Raw genomic sequence first — 16320 nt, 5'->3', positions numbered from 1 at the left:
CGCGGGCTGGTTCTAGCGTCACAGGCATGAAGATCCTCCTGATCGGCGCCACCGGCACTCTGGGCACGGCGCTGCACAAGGCACTGTCCGCTCGCGGCCACGACGTTCTCACTGTGGGGCGAACCGGTGGCGACCTGCGGTACGACATCACCGACCCGGCGCAGACCAGCGAGATGTACGAGCGTGCCGGCGGCGTGGACGCGGTGGTCAGCGCCGCCGGCGACGTACCGTTCAAGCCGCTCGCCGAGCTGACCTCCGAGGACCACCTGGCCGCCTTCCGTGGCAAGGTGCTCAGCCAGATCGACGTGGTACGCCAGGGCCTCACCCGCGTCGCCGATGGGGGCTCCTTCACCCTGATCAGCGGCGTACTGGCGCGCGAACCCATCGTCACCGGCGCCGCGGCCTCCATGGCCAACGGCGCGGTGGAGGCCTTCGTGCGCGCCGCCGCCATCGAGATCGCCCCGCGCCGCATCAACGCGGTGAGCCCCACGGTCTTCACCGAGAGCCTCACCGAGTACGGCGAGTACTTCCCCGGCATGGCGTCGGTCGACCTCGCTCGGGTCGCCCAGGCCTACATCCGCTCCGTCGAAGGCGGCCAGACCGGACAGATCTACGCCCTTTAGTCACATCGCGGCGGCATGCCGCACCGGGAGGACCGTAGATCGCCACCTGCCGGACTGCTTCACTCGGCGGGGAGTTGGTCGGTCCATTCGGCGTCGATGGTGACGCCGCCATCGGCCGAGGCGACTCCTCCCGTGAGGGGCACCCAGACGGGTGTCTTGCGGAGTCGTGCGGTTTCGGGGTCCACGACCACCGTTCCCTTGCCCAACAACAGGGGAACCTCCAGGCTCCTCCCGCCGTCCGTCTCCCCGCGATCTTCCACCCCGGGCCGCGCGGCGAGGGATCGGTAGGCGGCGGCGCGGACCTCGGGCGTGACCGGCGCTTCGCTGATCAACGAGATCAGGGCCTCGACAGCCGCGCCGTCCTTGTCGGCATCGCTCAGCGGGCCCGCGCTGGTGCGGAGGTCGGCGGAGGCGACCGCGTCGCGCAGCCTGGTGTACAGGGCGTTCTCGTCGTCGGGCAGCTGCCGCAGCTCGTCGAAGGTCATGGTCAGCGGCCCCACCGTGAACGGCTGCGGCTCCTTGGTGAACCGGAAGAGCTTGCCCTCGCCCTTCAGCCCCTCGCCCTTGAGCCAGAACTGGCCGTCCTTCCGGTACCAGTACTCCTCCTGTGGCTCGCCGTCCCGCGTGACGGTGATGTGCCAGTACGTCCCGGAGCCCTCGGGAGTGCGTTCCGCGGTTGTCGCAGCGACCAGCAGGATCTCCCGCGCGCTCGGAGGCGGCGAGTCGCCGAGATGGCCGGGAACGATCACGAGTGCGGCAGCGGTGGCAGCGGCGGCCACCGGGAGGACGACGATCCAGCGCGCCCGTCGCAGGAGAGCGCGGCTGTGCATGCTGTCTCGCAGCTGCCGGCGCCGCCGGGCGACCGCCTCGGGAGAGGGGGCGGGCTTGGCGAGCAGGGTCCGGATCTCGCGCAGGTCATCCATGGGTGTTCTCCTTGGCCATCGCCTGGTGGATCTTCTTACGGGCCCGGCTGAGCCGGGAGCCGACGGTTCCGTAGGAGATGCCGAGGGCGTCGGCCACCTCCTGGTGCGTGAGCTCGGCCAGGCAGATCAGCGTCAACACATCGCGCTCGCCCCGGTTGAGCGCGGTGAGTGCCTTTGCCAGGCGAGGCCCCATGTGTTCTGCCATGACCCAGTCGACGACGCGGCCCTCGTGGCTGTCGGCCGGCGGATCGGGACTCGTCCGAGCCAGCGCCCGGTAGTGGCGTGCCTCCTTGCGCCGATGGCGGGCGATCAGGTTCGTGGCGATGCCGAACAGCCACGGCCGTAGCCCGCCGCGGGCCGGGTCGAACCGCTGCCGATCGCGGAAGGCCAGGCAGAACGTCTCCGCCGCGATGTCCTCGCCGACCTGAACGTCCAGGCGCCCTGCCGCGTACAGGTACACGTCGAGGAAATAGCGGTCGTAGACGGCCGTGAACTCCTCCGCGTCCCGCCGGAAGCCGGCGACGAGGTCCTCGTCTCCGGATTGCTCGCTTGTCTCCGTCGTCACACGCTCTCACCCTTCTGCGAACGGTTGTCTCCCTCACTTCGCCGGAGCCCCGAAGACCTTTCCCGCATGAATCCGGACGGGTAGGTGACGATCGCGGCGGTTCCGTAGGCCAGGCCGTACCAAAGGATCAAGCCCAGAGACTCGCCCAGGACCGCGGCGAGGCTCAGCATGGCCACCACGGCAAGCAGCGTGGCGGCGAACAGCCTGGAGCCGCTGGCGTGCATCACGATCGCGAGGACGCCCAGGACGCCGGTGGCCGCCAGGAGGTCGAAGAGCAGCCAGAGGTCCAGTAGGCCTGCGCCGGCGATGGCGTGGAACAGCGTGCCCGGGAGGGCTTGTGTCCACAGAGTGCGCAGGCCGGTGGCGAAGTTGGCGATGGGTGGGATGACCACCAGTGTCGTGACCAGAGCTGGGTGTCTGAAACTTCGCACCTTCGGCGTCGGCGATCGCCTGCTCCTCCCGAGCGTCACGCTGTCCTCCTGCCATCGGTGTAACCCTCCCTTCGCCGATGGCGGGAAATCGTTTCCGGAAAATGGCGTCAAGGAAGCGGCTGACCGCCCGTATACGTCCGGGGTACGGGAAAGTAGGAAGATCACCTCATGGGTCGTGTTCTGCTGTGCGGAGCGTTCGCGCTCGCCTCGCTCCTGACGCTGGTCGAGGCAAGCATCCCTGGCCTGTCCCTCTGGGTGGTGTTCCTGGCGGTGTACTGGCTGGCTCTCGCCGGCACCTGGCTGGCCTGGGTGGTGAGCCCGGAGCGCCGGACGTGGGCGTTGCTCATCCCCGTCGCGCTGGTGCTCGGTACCGCCGTAGCGGTCAGGGCGGATGTGTCGCAGCATGCGCGCTTCGCCCTGTCGGAGCGGAGCCTCGAGCGGTACGCCAGGGCCGTACACACCGACTACCGCAGCAACCGGTGGTGGGGCCTCTATCACGTGGACGACGTGGAGAAGATCCCCGGGGGAGCGAGATTCCGGCTCAAGGAGGTCGTCCTGGAGTGGCGCACCTACGGCTTCGCCTACAGCCCCGGCCGCGTTCCGGACCCAGAGGAGGGCAGGTATCGCCACCTCAAGGGGCCCTGGTATCTCTGGATCGAGAGCATGGATTGATCGGTGACCCCTGTGCCCTGCTCAGCGCTCGTCGACGATCTCGGCATTGATCCTTTCGGGCTTCATCGGTGGGCCGGATGGATCCGGGTGGCGCGCGAGCCCACGGTGGTCGTGTTTGGCGGCGAGCACGTCCTGCCTGCGGATGGAGGAGGGCTCCCCGTTGCCGACAGCGCTGATCCATGAGCTCAGGAGGTACGCGGACTCCCGCGGAAGGCAGCCCTGGGACAGGCCGAGATCGATGCCCGCCTCCAGGATCTCGTGCTCTGCCCGGATCCGCTGGACTGCGTCCCAGTAGCGTCCCAGGCGTGCCAGGCATTCGCGGACGAAGCGGCACAGGGCGGCGGTGAGCGCCGCGCGGTCCTCTTCGGATTCGGCGCGTTCCCTGGCGAAGATTCTCAGCAGCTCGTGCATGCCATACCGTGGCTCGCCCTCGCTGTCGACGTCCTCGCAGGTGACCAGCCCCGCCACGGCGAGCGTCTCCAGCACGCCGTCCGTCGCGGCCTCCGGCTTGCCCAAGAGGGCGGCGAGGGCCCAGCAGGTGAATCCGCCGAGGTCGACAGCGCCCAGCAGCCGGAAAGCCCGCCGTGCCGTCGGGGGAAGCGCGTCGTAACTCTCGGCGAAGCCGCCGCGCACCGTCATCGGGCCGAAAGCGAGCTCGTCGAGCCGGCTTTCAGGCCGCTGGAGCCGTTCCGCGAGCGTCCGCATGGGCAACCCGGGGCGCGCTGCGAGCCGGGCTCCGGCGACGTGAACCGCCAGCGGCAGGCCGCCGCAGGCGTCGACGACGGCCTGTGCGGCTTCGCGCTCCTTGTCGACGCGGGTGCGCCCGACCAGCCCGCTGAACAGCTCGAGAGCTTCCTCCATACGCGGCACGTCCAGGCGGAGCCGCGTTCCCGGTAGGCCAGGTAGGAGAGTCCGCGAGGTCACGATGACGGTGCTGCCGCCGGTCCCAGGCAGCAAGGGCTGCACCTGCGACTCGTCCGCGGCGTCGTCGACGACGAGCAGGAACGCCCGATCGGCGACGAGCGACCGGTACACGTTCACCCGCTCCGCCAGGGTCTGTGGCGGCTCGCCAGATCCGATCGCACGAAGCAGCTCGCCGAGCACCTCCGCGGGATCGCGGGGTCTGCCGGCCGGCCCGCGGAGCCGTACGAAGAGCTGGCCGTCGGGGAAGTCGGCGCGAACCAGGTGAGCCGCGCGGATGGCGAGCGCCGTCTTGCCGGCTCCAGACAAACCGTGGATCGTCACCACGGCTGGTCGGTCCTGCGCGACGGTGTCCGCGAGCAGCTTGGTCTCCTCGTTCCTGCCGACGAACCCGGCGGTATCGGGCGGCAGCAGGCATGGCGCGCGGCGGAGGAGCGTGCCTCGTCGCACAGGCGCCTCCAGGGAAGGGTCGTTGTCCAGCATGGCCGCATACAGGTGCTGCGCCTCGCGGCCCGGCTCGGCACCGACCGCCTCCACCAGCTCCCGGCGCAGGTCGACGTACGCTCGTAGCGCTTCCGCCTGGCGACCGCTGCGGTAGAGCGCGAGCATCAGCTGCTTCCACAGCTCCTCGCGGAGGGGGTGCTCGGCGAGCAGCCCGCGGATCTCGGCGATGGCTTCCGCGTGATGTCCCAGGGTGACCTGCAGCTGGCTGCGCTGCTCGCCGATGGCGAGCCGGAGCTCCCTCAGCCGCGTGAGCTCGGGCAGCCAGGTCGGCGGCGCCTGCAGGTCCTCCAGCGGGTCGCCGCGCCACAGGGCCGCCGCCTCGTCGAGGAGGTCGAGGGCCTCGGCGGCCAGCCCGCGCGCGCAACGATCGCGAGCCTGTACGGCCAGCCGGTCGAAGACCTCGATGTCCAGTTCCCCGGGTGCCAGGCTGATCGCGTATCCGCCCGGCCGCGTCTGCAGCCTGCCGTCCACGTCGGCCGCCCACAGCCGGGTGCGCAGCGCATGCACGTACTTGCGCACGTTGGCAACAGAGGACGAGGGAGCCGAGGCCGGCCAGAGGATGTCGATCAGCTGATCGACCGACACGGTCTTGCCCCTGTTGATCAGCAACTCTGCCAGCAGCATCCGTTGCTTGAAGCCCCTGAGAGGGACGTCGTCGTCGGCCGGCCGCACGACAAGAGGGCCCAGGAGACGGAATGTCGGCGGAGGGCTGCTCGTGATCAGCACCTGGCATCCCTCGTTCTTCAGCGTGACGCTTCCCTGTGTCAGGAATAGACACGCCCCGAGGCGGGAGTGTGACCGCCGTACTTCGGCCGCGGCGCCAACTCTGGCAGCTCGCCCGCGGCCACCACCCTGACCGGTCCCTCAGCTATCGCCGCCTATCGCCGACCTATCGCGAATCTATCAACGGGCCAGTTCATCGTTCTCGCACACCCAAAAGGCGGATGAGAGAAGCAGATGCACGCTTTGTACGGCCACCGGCGAAGCTCATCGCCACTTCGTAGGGCGGCCGAGAAGCGTCCTTGCCGTGGCACCAAAAGGAACATGATCAATGAACGATTACGAACTTCTGGCTCAGCGTTTCCAGGAGCACCGGCCCCTCCTGACGGCCGTGGCCTCCCAGATCCTCGGCTCGCCGAGCGAGGCGGAAGACGCCGTTCAGGAGGCCTGGCTGAGGCTGAGCCGTTCCTACCCAGATCACGTGGAGAACCTGCCCGCGTGGATGACCACGATCGTGACCCGGGTGTCGCTCAACATGCGCCGCCGGCGCAACACTCTGCGGGAGGATCCCGTCGATCCGCTCGACTGCCAGGCGACCGCCAGGTCCGACGAGGAAGGCCCCGAGGACGAGGTGCTCTGGGGGGAATCTGTCAGCCTCGCCCTGCTGATGCTCCTGGACCTGCTGACTCCGGCCGAGCGGCTCGCCTTCGTGATGCACGACTTGTTCGCCGTGCCGTTCGAGGAGATCGCCCCGATCGTGCAGCGATCTACGGTGGCTACTCGCAAACTGGCCAGCCGCGCGCGCCGACGGCTCGAGAACGCCCGCCAGATCGGTCACCGCCCGCCCGACACGCGAAGCGTCGTCGAGGCGGTTCTCGCTGCCCTGCGCCGGGGTGACCTGGAAGCGCTCCTGTCGACGTTGCACCCGGAGGACTGCTCCGCGGCGTAAGTGTCTCGTCCGGCGGGGGATCGGCGGTGTACGTGCCCATCCAGTGGCTGAACCTGTCCAGAACCTGGAGGGGGCGGGTCTCCCGGTTATCGGAGTACCTAGAACAACCTTCAACTGGCAAGCGCTAGGTGCCAAGATCGTATTTACGGAACTGTATGCAGCTCAGCGGGCGAATCGGCTGTGCCAGGATTCGCGCATGGGCAACCTGTATGAGTACTTCAGTGCGGCCGACGACGCCTCGGCGGTGACTGCCTTGGAGACCGGAGCAGAAGACGCCGGATTCGCCAGCCTCGGCGCTGTCAAGGGGATCGGGCCCGACATCGGTCTTGGAAATCTTGAGGCCGTCCTAACAGGGCTGTCTTTCGACCAGGTCTCGCAGGACCCGCGATTCGAGGCTGTGATCACCCCAGAGACCGAGGATGAGGGAACCTGGATCGTCGCGCTGACAGACCGCCTAAGGGACGGACTCGCCGGAGTGACTCCAGACCAGCTGCTGACTATCGCAGAACGCTGGGCAGCGACCTTCGAGTACGGCAACCCCAAACCTGACCTCGTGGCCGACTTCCTTGGAAGACTGGTGGATCTGGCCATTCAAGCCCAGGCACGAAAACATCGTCTCTACTGCTGGCTCAGCCTGTAAGACCCAGGCGGGTATTCGGGGCTGGGTGACGACTGGTACACCAAGATCCGCCTCGACCCCGGCTGCCCCGAGATCACTCCCTGACATCCGTGAGGCTGGTCGCTTCGGGGGCGACCTGTCCGCCGGTCACATTTGTCCGCCCTAGCCCTCCTTGGACCGGGCGGCCATCCAGGCGGCGATCTGGGCGCGGGACTGGAAGCCGAGTTTGTCCAGGATGTGCTGGACGTGGCCCTCGCTGGTGCGCTGGGCGATGACGAGGGTGTCGGCGATCTGCCTGTTGCTCAGCCCTTGGGCGATCAGCTCGGCGATCTCCTGTTCGCGAGCGGTGAGCGATGAGGATGCCGTGGGAGCCGGTTCCTGGCGTTCGGCTGGGGTTCCGAGCGCCTCGGCGATCGCCTGCCGTACCGTGAGCTCGCGGCCGCGACCCATCGCCCACCCGCAGGCCTTTTCGCCCAGCTCGCCGGCGAGCAGGGCGACGTAGCGGTCATGGAACGCTATGAACCGCCAGAACAGGAAAGGGGTCACGCCGACGGAGTGAGCGACCCCCAGGGCCGCGCCGAGGAGGCGGGCTGCGCTCTCATACTGTCCCAGATCGGCCATGGCGAAGCCCATCGTCTCCATGCTGATCGCCATGAGCAGGCGATCCTGAAGAGGGAGGCCGACCTCCAGGCCCTCGCGTGCCAGCGTGATGGCCCGTTGCGGGTCGCCCAGCCGCCAGGTGTGTACGGCGTAGGCGGTCAGCGCCCAGGCGCGGCACCACCGTTCTCCGTGCCGTTCCGTCTCCTGCAGGCTCTGTTCGAACAGTTCGGCCGCTCGCGCCGCGTCGCCGAGGAAGCTGACCGTCAAGGCCTGCGCCGCGAGGGAGAGCGCGAAGCCGAACTGGTCGCCGGTGGCGGTGTGGCCCGCGATGGCCTCCTCCAGCAGGGTTGCCGCGCGAACGTCGTCGGCCTCGTAGTGGGCCGCCAAGCCGGAGATCATGGCGATGGTGGCCAGGGTCGTGCGGTCGTCCAGCTCGTCGGCCAGCTCCCGCGCCTGGTCGACGAGCGGCTCCTGGTCGGCGACCGTGTTGGAAGACGGAGAGGGCGAGAGCTCCACCCAGGCCGCGGCGCAAAGCGCCCGGGCGCGGGCGATGGTCGGCTCGGGACCGGCGTGTAGCAGCAGGCCGAGCCAGTGCCGGCCCTCGCCGAAGAACGCGCTGCCCAGCCACAGCGGCCGCACCAGATCGGCGGCCATGCCCAGCCCTGCCTCCACCTCGCCTGGCTCGCGCAGGCAGAAGTCGAGGGCGGCGCGCAGGTGGGCGTGCTCCAGCTTCAGCCGGGCCGACCAGGCGGCCTGCTCCGGGCCGAACCATTCGGCAGCGGCCCGCTCAACCAGCTCCCGATAGCAGTCCCGGTGGCGGCGCTGCAGCGCCCGCCGCTCCTCCGGCCCGGTGAGCTGCAGCTGGCCGAATTCCCTGATGGTCTCGAGCATCCGGTAGCGGACCTGCCCGCCGTGCTCCTCGCGCAGCAGCAGCGACCGGTCGATCAGCGCGTCGAGCAGGTCGAGTACGTCCTCGCGCTCGGTCCCGTCGCCGGAGCAGATCTCCTCGGCGGCCTCCAGCCCGAAATGGCCGGGAAAGATCGACGCACACGCCCACAGGCGTCGCTCGATGGGTGCCAGCAGTTGGTAGCTCCAGTCGATCAGCGCGTGCAGCGTCTGGTGCCTGGCTATGGAGGTACGGCTGCCGCGGGTCAGCCACCGGTAGCGTTCGGCCAGCCGTTCGGCGAGCTGGCTGACCGACAGGGCCCGCAGCCGGACGGCGGCCAGCTCGATCGCCAGCGGGATGCCGTCCAGGTGGCGGCACAGCCGCACGACATCGGCCCGGTTGTCCTCGTTGAGCGTGAAACCGGGCACCACCGCGGCGGCGCGCTCGACCAGCAACGTGACGGCGTCGTTGAGCTCGGGCGGCTGGTCGGGTTCGGGGACCGGCAGCGGCGCCACCTGCGACTGGTGCTCGGCCATGATCCCCAGCGACTGGCGGCTGGTGGCCAGGATCCGCAGCTCTGGGGCGGCCCGCAGGAGCTGGTCGGCGAGCGACGCGCACGCCTGCAGCAGGTGCTCGCAGTTGTCCAGCAGGAGGAGAGTCCGCTGGGAGGCCAGCACCTTCGACAGGGCATCCAGTGGGGCGGACGACGGGTCATCGCGCAACCCCAGGGTCGTGGACACCGTCTGCACCACCAGCGCGGGGTCGCTGACGCTGCTGAAATCCACGAACCAGACCGCGTCGAAGGCCCGGTGCAGCTCGGCGGCCCGCAGGGCCAACCTGGTCTTGCCGACGCCGCCTACGCCGATCAACGTCACCAGCCGCGAAACGGACAGCACATGCTTGATCTCGGCCAGCTCCCGCTTGCGCCCCACGAAACTGGTCACATCGGCCGGGAGATTGCCGTCCTGGGGCCTGTCCGCCCTGTCGTCGGGCAGCTCGGGGCTCGTCACGCCGGACTCGTCGCGCAGGATGGCCTGCTCGCGCTCGGCGAAGGTCTTCCCTGGGTCGAGGCCCTGCTGCTCCGCCAGCCGGGACCGGTAGTCCCGGGCCACCTCCAGCGCCTCGACGCGCCGCCCCGACCGGTGCAGGGCGAGCATGAACTGGCTGGTCAGCCGCTCACGCAGCGGATGATTGCACACCTCGGCGCTGAGCTCGTCGACGAGCTGTTCGTGGCGGCCCAGGGACAGCTCCAGCTCGGCGAGCTGTTCCACCGCGGTCAACCGCCGATCGCGCAGCCGTGCCCGCGCTGTCTCGACGTAATCGGCTGTCAGGTCCTCCAGCGGCAGGCCGCGCCACAGCGCCAGCGCAGCCCTCAGCCGCTGTACGGCATGGCCCGTCTCACTCCGGTCGGCGAGGGCCTGTGCGGCGGCCACCTCGGTGATGAACTCGTCGAGATCCACCTGCGCCGGCTCAGGCGTGATGACGTATCCGGCGGGCCTTGTGGCCAGGAGGTCGTCGTCGGCTCCCCCTGCGCGCAGCGCCCGCCTGATCGCCGCGGCCGTGGACTGGATCTGCGCGCGAGCGGTGTCGGGCGGGGTGGGCCCCCAGATCGCCTCGATCAGCCGGTCGACGCTGATCACCAGGCGGGGGTGCAGCAGCAGATAGGCGAGCACAGCGCGGTGGCGTGGGGCCAGTTCGGGCAGGCAGTGGTCGTCGGCCAGCATCCTGACCGGGCCGAGGAGCTCAAATCGGAAGGCCACGTTCACCCCCGCGCCGAAGCGGCGCAGTATCGCGGATGTATCGCAAATGTATCAACCGGCCCCTCCAAACTGTCTGGACAAGCAAGGTGCCCTCGCTAGTGGGGTTCGACGCGACCGGAGGGACTGTGGTTGCGTGCCGGGACCACGCCATTCGGGTTCCGACGCAACCTCGGTACGAGGAACTCCCGGAGGAGAAACGGCGATGACGACGACGCTGACGGCGATCGGAAGCGAGCGGCGGCGCGCCCTCGGCTCCCAAGCCTCGCACGACCTGCGCACGCCCCTGGCCGGGCTGCGAGCCGAGCTGGAAGAGGCCTGGCTGCACCAGGACCAGACCGACCTGGCGGATCTGCTGACCCGAGCGCTGCGCAACCTCGACCGCCTGCAGACGATCGTCGAAGAGCTCCGCTTGTAGCGGTTGCCCAGTGCACCGTGAGGAAGCCGGCGTACGCCGGTAGACATTCAGGACGTGACATGGCATACGACAACATCGGCCGCTGAACGTGGACCGACATGGAGCAGGCAGGGGAGTGGCTGGCCGCTGGTGTCGTTCCGAGCGCGTCGGTGGCGGTGGCGTGAGCTGTCCCGCTGATCGCCGCGACCTCTGCGTGGCTCCGCAGAGGTCACGGCCTCACTGGCGAGTGCGCCCACCCCCATAGATGACTACGCGGGCCCCGGTGACAGTCCAGCGCGGACGCGGAACCGCTTGCTCTACTCCTGATCCCAGTGCGGCGACGGCAGGTGCAACCACCCGCGGCCGTCCCTCGACGGCAGGACTTGGCCACTTTCACACCCGCATCCATGGATCTGCGACCGTGCCCCCACGACGCTCAAGATCCAGAAGGAGGGCATGGCGACAGAGGCGGTGGGGCGTGGATCAGTAGGCCCTGATGTTGTAGGCGTGCGCCACGGCCCTGGGGTATGTGCTGGGACAGTGCGCCGACGACTGTGTGCCCACATACGTCCAGGGACCGTAGACCTTCTTGGTGTACGACCCACTGGAGCAGGTCGCGATGGCCTGCACGTACCCCGCCCCGCGTGTGCAGTTGGCCCAGGTGTAGGTGGTCTGATACCCGAACCCGTCGGTGCAGCCCGATGGCGGCGTCTCAGCGTTGGCCACGCCGGGGGCGAGAGAGACGGCGGCTGCTGCGGCGAATGCTGCCGCGAACATCGTGAACTTCATGGGCCCGCACCGTAGCGAGGCCGCCTGATAGATCCGCGATATGTCCACGATATGTGGCCGCATCGCCGGGCCGGGGTACCCACTGAGGAAGTTCGGCGCGGCGCTCCGCCCGCAGCTGCACGACCCCGCGATCAGCCTTGATGCCTGGCCGGGCCTTCTCCATGTTCGCCCCCGCTGCAGCCGTGGGACGGTTTCGTGGAGATCTATCGGGCGACGGGGACTTGAGGTGCTGTGTTCGGCATCCGTCAGACGGTGGCGGATGCTGGACGTACTGCCGGACGGTTGCTGGTGATCCGTATGTTCCGCGACTTCATGCCGTAACGGGGCCTGCCGACAGGCCCTTGTCGTGCGCCGCCGCTGCGGCCGCGACATTCGTCGCAATTCCTGGAATGGAGTTGCGCCCAGGGACTGGAGCGTCCGCGGCCGCCTCGTGCCTACCATCGGCCGAGATCGCAAGGGAGGGCCTGTGGTGAGCGAGCCTGTCTTTGTCGCCGTGGATGGGCGGCGCCTGCGCGCCACCGTGAGGGGCATCGGGCCGACGGTCATCCTCGACACCGGCGGCGCAGGTCAGGGTGTCGGTACGTGGGCCACGATCGAGCCGCCGCTGGCGGCGTTCGCCACGGTGGTCACCTACGACCGGGCGGGCGTGGGCGGGTCCGACCCCGGGCCCGAGCCGAGGACGGTCGCCCGGATGGCCGACGACCTCCACGCCCTCGCGAACGCGCTCGACCTCGCCCTCCCCGCGGTGCTCGTCGGCTGGTCGTACGGCGGCCTGGTCACCCAGGTCTACGCCTCGCGCTTCCCGCAGGAGGTGGCCGGGCTGGTGTTCATCGACCCGACGCCGACCGAGCGGCAGCCGCACCTGCGCCTGGGCGGTGTGTGGCAACGCACCCTGTTCGCCCTTGGCACCAGCGGCCTGGTCAACACCGGGCCGGGGGAGTGGCTGGCCAGGGTGCTGTACCGGCAGGGCGCCAACGACGAGGCGGAGGTGAACGGCATGGTCACATTCCTGCGTGACAGGCAGAGCGTCCGCGAAACCGCCAAGGTCCTCGCACCGCACGCGCGCAACGTGCGCGAGGTGGGGGAGGCCATCGCACGGTACGGTCTCCCGCCCGTGCCGCTTACCGTCCTCAGCGCCGGTCTCCGATCGCCCACCCGCAAGGGCAGGAGGCTGGCCGAGTGGATGCTGGACTCCCACCACCGGCTGGCCTCGCGCTCCCCGGTGGGGAAGGTCGTCGTCGCCGAGCGCGCGAGCCACCAGATTCCCTTCGACGATCCGGAGGTCGTCATCGAAGCAGTCCGTTCCGTGGTGAAGACCGCATGAACGCCGACCTGGAGGCGCTGGCCGAGCGCTACTTCGCCCGCACCATGGCCGCCTCGCCGTTCACGGCGACCGTCATGGGCGTGCCCGGCTACGACGCGGGCGTCCCCGATCTGAGCGAGGAGTACGGCGGGGCGCATGCCGCCGATCTCACCGCCATGGCGGAGGCCGCCAGGGCGATCGACCTGGCGGGGCTCGACGAGGAGGAGCGGATCACGCGGGCGATGCTGATCCAGCAGTGCGCGACCGGGATCGCGGAGATCGAGGCGCGGCTGGTCGAGCACACGGTCAGCGGGCCGCTCGCACCTCACGAGGCGGTCCTGGGCGGGATCTCCAAGGTGGTGCTCGACACCCCGCAGAGAGCCGCCGACTACGCCACCCGATGCCAGGGGCTGGCCCGCTACCTCGGCCAGGCCGCGGAGCGCCTGCGCGCCGGCGTGGACGCCGGCCGTACGCCGCCGCGTCGCCTGGTCGAGCAGGGGATGGCCCAGTTGACGGCCTATCTGGCCACCCCCGTGGCGGACGACCCGCTGCTCCATCCGGTGACTGCCGGGCGCGAGGAGATCGAGCGAATCGTGGGGAGCGAGGTTCGCGCCGCCGTACAGCAGCTGTGGGACGTGATGGCCGAGGCCGTCAGGCCGCGGGCGCGGCCGGACGAGCGGTCCGGTCTGGTGCACCTGCCGGGCGGCGACGAGACCTACCGGCGCGCGGTCCTCGCCCACACCACGACGGATCTCGACCCCGAGCGCATCCACGAGCTGGGCCTCGGGCTGTGCGAGCAGCTCAGGGAGGAGCACGGCAAGCTGGGGTCGGCCGTGTTCGGCACCGGCGACCTGGAGACGGTCTTCGGCCGGTTGCGTGACGATCCTGGGCTCCGTTACCCCCGGGAGGAGGACATCGTCGCCGACGCGCGCCATGCCCTGCGGCGCGCGGAGGAGGCCGCGCCCGGCTGGTTCGGCACGATCCCGAATACGCCCTGCGCCATCGAGCCGATGAACGCGCTGGAGGCGCCCGACGCAGTGCTCGGCTACTACCACCCGCCCGCGGCGGACGGCAGCCGTCCCGGACGGCACTGGATCAACACCTTCCGGCCGGAGTCGCGGACGCGTTACGAGTACGAGGCGCTGGCCTTCCACGAGAGCGTGCCGGGACACCACCTGCAGATCAGCCGCGCTCAGGAGCTGACCAGCCTGCCGGCCTTCCGCCGCTTCGGCAACGTCTCCGCCTACTGCGAGGGTTGGGGCCTGTACGCCGAGCGGCTCGCCGACGAGATGGGCCTCTACTCCGGAGACCTCGCCCGGTTCGGCATGCTCTCCTTCGACTCCTGGCGTGCGTGCCGGCTCGTGGTGGACACGGGCATCCACGCGCTCGGCTGGTCGCGAGACCGCGCCATCGCGTTCATGCGGGCCAACACCCCGCTCACGGAGGCCAACATCGTCACGGAGGTGGACCGCTACATCGCCTGGCCGGGCCAGGCGCTCGCCTACATGATCGGACGCCTGGAGATCGTCCGCATCCGGGAGGCCGCCCAGCGTGACCTCGGGGCGCGGTTCGACATCCGTGGCTTCCACGACATGCTGCTCGGTAGCGGCGCCGTCCCGCTGGGCGTGCTGTCGGAGATGGCCGGAGGATGGGTGAGTGCCCATGACGCTCGATGAGCTGCTGGAGCAGGCGTGGCTGCACGAGCTCGGCAGGTCGCCCGAGCTGGCGGTGCAGCGCGGCCTTCCGGTCGAGGGGCTGCCCGACTTCAGCGAGGAGGCCTCCGCGGAACAAGCGGGGTTCGCCTCCCGCGTCCTGGACCGGCTGGACGAGATGCCGGATTCGCTCCACGGGCGGGTCCTCAGGCACATGATGAACGAGCGCGTCGCCGCTCATCATCACTACTGGGACGACCTGGTCGTCACGCCGTACCAGCTGGCGCTGCGCGTACGCGGCCCCATGAGCGCCGTGTTCAGCGCTGCCGAGTTCACCAGGCCGCAGGACGCGGATCTGGTGAGCGACTACGCCGGGCTCGTCCGATCCCTGCGCGACAAGACGCTTGGTCAGGCCGAACGCGGCATCCGGGTTCCGCGTCCCGCGCTGCCCGGAGTCCGCCGCACGCTCGCCTCCATGCGCGACCACGCGCAGCGCCTGCTGATCAGACCTGGTACGGCAGGCAGCATCCGGGATGCGGTCGAGCGCCTCGTCCGGACCGAGGTGATGCCCGCCTACGACGGACTCCTGGCAGCGCTCGGCTCCGACTACGCCGAAGCCGCGCCCGAGGAGGTCGGATACGGGGAGGAGTACTACCGGCACTGCGTGCGCAGGGAGACCACACTCGCGGCAGAACCCGAGGACCTGCACCGGCTGGGGCTGGCGGAGTGCCGGGAACTGGCCGAGCAGATGGCCGAGACGCGGGCCAAGCTCGGCTTCACCGGCACGGAGAGCGAGTTCCACGAGCGCCTACGGCACGACCGGCGCCTGTTCGCCCGCGACCCCGCCGAGGTCGAGGCCCGGTATCACCGCTACCTGCAACGGATCGGCCCTCGCCTGCAGGAGTACTTCGGCGATCCGCCGAGCACGCCGTACGCCGTCAGGAGGCTCGATCCGGCGCTCGAACCGACCATGACGTTCGGCTACTACTCGGGCCCCACACCGGCGGACCCGGTAGGGGTCTACCACTACAACGGATCGGATCTGGAGAACCGGTCGATGCTCGGCGCGGCCGCGCTGATCTACCGCGAGCTGGTGCCGGGAGCGCACCTCCAGACCACGGCGCAGCTGGAGAACGCCGCCCTGCCACCGCTGCTGCGCGACGGCGCGCGATTCCTGGCGTTCACCGAGGCCTGGGCGGAGTACGCGGCCGCGCTGGCCGCCGAGATGGGGCTCTACGACGATCCCTACGATCATTACGGCTGGCTGACGGCGCAGCGGTTCACCGCGCAACGCCTGGTCGTCGACACCGGGCTCAACCTGCTCGGATGGTCGCTGGAGCAGGGGCGGGCGTTCATGCGCGCCAACACGGTGGAGAGCGAGGCGCAGATCACCTCGGAGATCCTCAGGTACTCCACCGACCTGCCGGGCCAGGCTCTCGGATACCGGGCGGGCTACCTCGCGCTTGCCGGTTATCGCGCCAGCGCGCAGGCCGCGCTCGGCGCGCGGTTCGACATCCGTGGCTTCCACCGCCTCGTCCTGGGGTCGGGCCCGCTGCCGCTGGACCTGCTGGGGGAGGAGGTGGACAGATGGGTGTACTGAAGTTCATGTCCGCGGAGCATGTGGCGCTGATGAACGCGCTGCTCGCCGAGGCACGGGAGGTACGTGCGGCGGCCGCCGCCCTGGGCGGCGAGTACGTGTGGCTCTACGAGCTGACCGGCTGTCCCGACGGTGCCACGGTCTACTGGTCGGCGACCATCGGAGCCGCGGGGCTGCGGTTCGACCTGGATCGCCCGGACGATCCCGCGGACATCGTGGTCCGGGCCGACTGGACGGAACTGATGCGGTCGCTCCACGCGCAGAAGTCCGGCGTTCGCGTGGAGGTGCGGCAGGAGGTCATCGGAGATCCAGATCTCCTGGAAAGGCTGGGCGAGGTGCTGGCGCTCGGGCAAGGGGTCGCCACCGTGGAAACGCGACTTCCCGCCATGTGAAGGGAAGCTCCAGGTGAACA

The 16320-nt window shown here is 69.7% G+C and carries 15 protein-coding genes; 9 read left to right on the top strand and 6 right to left on the bottom strand.

The features are described from left to right. Nucleotides 1-26 precede the first annotated feature (26 nt). On the top strand, nucleotides 27-623 hold the full coding sequence (locus tag ACIBHX_RS20435; protein WP_397068705.1) for a short chain dehydrogenase: 597 nt from the start codon (nucleotides 27-29) through the stop codon (nucleotides 621-623). 59 nt (nucleotides 624-682) lie between these two features. Here ACIBHX_RS20435 and ACIBHX_RS20430 read toward each other — a convergent pair whose 3' ends face one another. The 3 genes from ACIBHX_RS20430 to ACIBHX_RS20420 are packed head-to-tail and all read right to left on the bottom strand — an operon-like array spanning nucleotide 683 to nucleotide 2503. Beyond that, a complete protein-coding gene (locus ACIBHX_RS20430) occupies nucleotides 683-1546 on the bottom strand; it encodes a hypothetical protein (protein ID WP_397068704.1) in 864 nt (287 codons plus the stop codon). Continuing rightward, a complete protein-coding gene (locus ACIBHX_RS20425) occupies nucleotides 1539-2111 on the bottom strand; it encodes an RNA polymerase sigma factor (RefSeq protein WP_397068703.1) in 573 nt (190 codons plus the stop codon). Before ACIBHX_RS20425 ends, ACIBHX_RS20430 begins: the two co-directional genes overlap by 8 nt. Continuing rightward, on the bottom strand, nucleotides 2108-2503 hold the full coding sequence (locus ACIBHX_RS20420; protein ID WP_397068702.1) for a hypothetical protein: 396 nt from the start codon (nucleotides 2501-2503) through the stop codon (nucleotides 2108-2110). Before ACIBHX_RS20420 ends, ACIBHX_RS20425 begins: the two co-directional genes overlap by 4 nt. A gap of 207 nt (nucleotides 2504-2710) precedes the next feature. On the opposite strand from ACIBHX_RS20420, the gene ACIBHX_RS20415 reads away from it, so the two are divergent. Beyond that, nucleotides 2711-3214, top strand: coding sequence for a hypothetical protein (locus ACIBHX_RS20415; protein WP_397068701.1), 504 nt, complete (start codon nucleotides 2711-2713; stop codon nucleotides 3212-3214). 21 nt (nucleotides 3215-3235) lie between these two features. Here ACIBHX_RS20415 and ACIBHX_RS20410 read toward each other — a convergent pair whose 3' ends face one another. After that, nucleotides 3236-5365, bottom strand: a complete 2130-nt coding sequence (locus ACIBHX_RS20410) for a BTAD domain-containing putative transcriptional regulator (RefSeq protein ID WP_397068700.1) — start codon at nucleotides 5363-5365, stop codon at nucleotides 3236-3238. Between the two features lie 325 nt (nucleotides 5366-5690). On the opposite strand from ACIBHX_RS20410, the gene ACIBHX_RS20405 reads away from it, so the two are divergent. Further along, nucleotides 5691-6308, top strand: a complete 618-nt coding sequence (locus ACIBHX_RS20405) for a sigma-70 family RNA polymerase sigma factor (RefSeq protein ID WP_397068699.1) — start codon at nucleotides 5691-5693, stop codon at nucleotides 6306-6308. A gap of 196 nt (nucleotides 6309-6504) precedes the next feature. Beyond that, nucleotides 6505-6948, top strand: a complete 444-nt coding sequence (locus tag ACIBHX_RS20400; RefSeq protein WP_397068698.1) for a hypothetical protein — start codon at nucleotides 6505-6507, stop codon at nucleotides 6946-6948. Nucleotides 6949-7089: 141 nt separating this feature from the next. Here ACIBHX_RS20400 and ACIBHX_RS20395 read toward each other — a convergent pair whose 3' ends face one another. Next, nucleotides 7090-10173 (bottom strand): BTAD domain-containing putative transcriptional regulator, encoded by a 3084-nt coding sequence (locus ACIBHX_RS20395; protein WP_397068697.1) that lies wholly within the window; start codon nucleotides 10171-10173, stop codon nucleotides 7090-7092. A gap of 202 nt (nucleotides 10174-10375) precedes the next feature. Here ACIBHX_RS20395 and ACIBHX_RS20390 point away from each other — a divergent pair, with 202 nt between their 5' ends. Then, the gene (locus tag ACIBHX_RS20390; RefSeq protein WP_397068696.1) at nucleotides 10376-10588 is read left to right on the top strand and encodes a histidine kinase dimerization/phospho-acceptor domain-containing protein; all 213 of its coding nucleotides are present in this window, start codon (nucleotides 10376-10378) and stop codon (nucleotides 10586-10588) included. 462 nt (nucleotides 10589-11050) lie between these two features. On the opposite strand, the gene ACIBHX_RS20385 is transcribed toward ACIBHX_RS20390, so the two are convergent. Next, on the bottom strand, nucleotides 11051-11356 hold the full coding sequence (locus ACIBHX_RS20385; RefSeq protein WP_397068695.1) for a hypothetical protein: 306 nt from the start codon (nucleotides 11354-11356) through the stop codon (nucleotides 11051-11053). Nucleotides 11357-11825: 469 nt separating this feature from the next. On the opposite strand from ACIBHX_RS20385, the gene ACIBHX_RS20380 reads away from it, so the two are divergent. From ACIBHX_RS20380 to ACIBHX_RS20365, 4 genes are read left to right on the top strand one after another with little or no spacing between them, the layout of a single operon-like run. Further along, nucleotides 11826-12680, top strand: coding sequence for an alpha/beta fold hydrolase (locus ACIBHX_RS20380; RefSeq protein WP_397068694.1), 855 nt, complete (start codon nucleotides 11826-11828; stop codon nucleotides 12678-12680). After that, complete coding sequence (locus ACIBHX_RS20375; protein WP_397068693.1) at nucleotides 12677-14335, top strand: DUF885 domain-containing protein; 1659 nt, start codon at nucleotides 12677-12679, stop codon at nucleotides 14333-14335. The genes ACIBHX_RS20380 and ACIBHX_RS20375 overlap by 4 nt, the downstream gene beginning before the upstream one ends. Further along, nucleotides 14322-15911 (top strand): DUF885 domain-containing protein, encoded by a 1590-nt coding sequence (locus tag ACIBHX_RS20370; protein ID WP_397068692.1) that lies wholly within the window; start codon nucleotides 14322-14324, stop codon nucleotides 15909-15911. Before ACIBHX_RS20375 ends, ACIBHX_RS20370 begins: the two co-directional genes overlap by 14 nt. Then, entirely contained in the window at nucleotides 15899-16300 is a 402-nt protein-coding gene (locus ACIBHX_RS20365) for a hypothetical protein (RefSeq protein ID WP_397068691.1), read from the top strand. Before ACIBHX_RS20370 ends, ACIBHX_RS20365 begins: the two co-directional genes overlap by 13 nt. Nucleotides 16301-16320: the final 20 nt, after the last annotated feature.

It is taken from the genome of Nonomuraea sp. NPDC050536, assembly GCF_044457685.1.
Taxonomy (GTDB): domain Bacteria; phylum Actinomycetota; class Actinomycetes; order Streptosporangiales; family Streptosporangiaceae; genus Nonomuraea.
The sequence above is the reverse complement of the archived record's forward strand: the minus strand, read 5'-3'. Positions and strand labels throughout refer to the sequence as shown.